The organism is Streptomyces sp. NPDC079020, assembly GCF_044542225.1.
Taxonomy (GTDB): domain Bacteria; phylum Actinomycetota; class Actinomycetes; order Streptomycetales; family Streptomycetaceae; genus Streptomyces.
The window spans coordinates 1-1,082 of record NZ_JBITUB010000046.1; the positions used below are offsets into that span (position 1 = coordinate 1).

Below are 1,082 nucleotides of genomic sequence, written 5' to 3' on the forward strand. Positions count from 1 at the left end.
GTAGGAGAGCCGGCGTGAGCTTGAGGATCGTTGTCTGTGTGAAGTATGTGCCCGACGCGACCGGTGACCGGCGTTTCGCCGATGACCTGACGGTGGACCGTGAGGATGTGGACGGTCTGTTGTCGGAGCTGGACGAGTATGCGGTCGAGCAGGCGTTGCGGATCGCGGACGGGGTGGACGGGGCCGAGGTGACGGTGTTGACGGTGGGTCCCGAGGACGCGAAGGACGCGTTGCGCAAGGCGTTGTCGATGGGTGCGGACCGGGCTGTTCATGTGGAGGACGACGCTCTGCACGGTACGGATGCGATGGGGACGTCGCTGGTGCTGGCGAAGGCGGTCGGGCACGCGGGGTTCGATCTGGTGGTCTGCGGGATGGCGTCGACGGACGGGGCGATGGGTGTGCTGCCGGCGTTGCTCGCGGAGCGGCTGGGGGTGGCTCAGGTGACGTTGCTGTCGGAGGTGTCGGTCGTGGACGGTGCGGTGCGGGGGCGCCGGGACGGTGATACGGCCAGTGAGGTGCTGGAGGCGTCGTTGCCGGCGGTGGTGTCGGTGACCGATCAGTCGGGCGAGGCGCGGTATCCGTCGTTCAAGGGGATCATGGCGGCGAAGAAGAAGCCGGTTCAGTCGCTGGATCTGGATGATCTGGGGATCGGTGGGGACGAGGTCGGTGCGGGTGGTGCGTGGACGGCCGTGGACGCGGTGGCGGAGCGTCCGGCGCGGACGGCGGGCACGGTCGTGAAGGACGAGGGTGAGGGCGGCAGGCTGCTGGCCGGGTTCCTCGCGGGCCAGAAGTTCATCTGACGCGCCGGTCCGCCCGCTTTCCGGTGTTCGGGCCGGGGTGTTCGGGCCGGGGTGTCGGGTGGGTGGTGTGTGTTCCTCTGCTTGTTTCTTCGTATGTGCGGGAGATTTGGTCATGGCTGAAGTTCTGGTTTTTGTCGATCATGTGGACGGTGTGGTCCGTAAGCCCACGCTGGAGCTGCTGACGCTGGCGCGGCGGCTGGGTGATCCGGTGGCGGTGGCGGTGGGTGCGGGTGCGGCCGGGACGGCGGGGGTGCTCGCGGAGCACGGTGCGGTGCGGGTGCT

Annotated in this window: 1 protein-coding gene and 1 pseudogene; both read left to right on the forward strand. The window is 68.4% G+C overall.

Translation table 11 applies throughout. The features are described from left to right. The first annotated feature begins 14 nt into the window (after positions 1-14). Entirely contained in the window at positions 15-800 is a 786-nt protein-coding gene (locus tag ACIGJO_RS35755; RefSeq protein WP_399965620.1) for an electron transfer flavoprotein subunit beta/FixA family protein, read from the forward strand. A gap of 112 nt (positions 801-912) precedes the next feature. Continuing rightward, positions 913-1,082 (forward strand): annotated as a pseudogene (locus ACIGJO_RS35760) (electron transfer flavoprotein subunit alpha/FixB family protein); the annotation flags it as partial.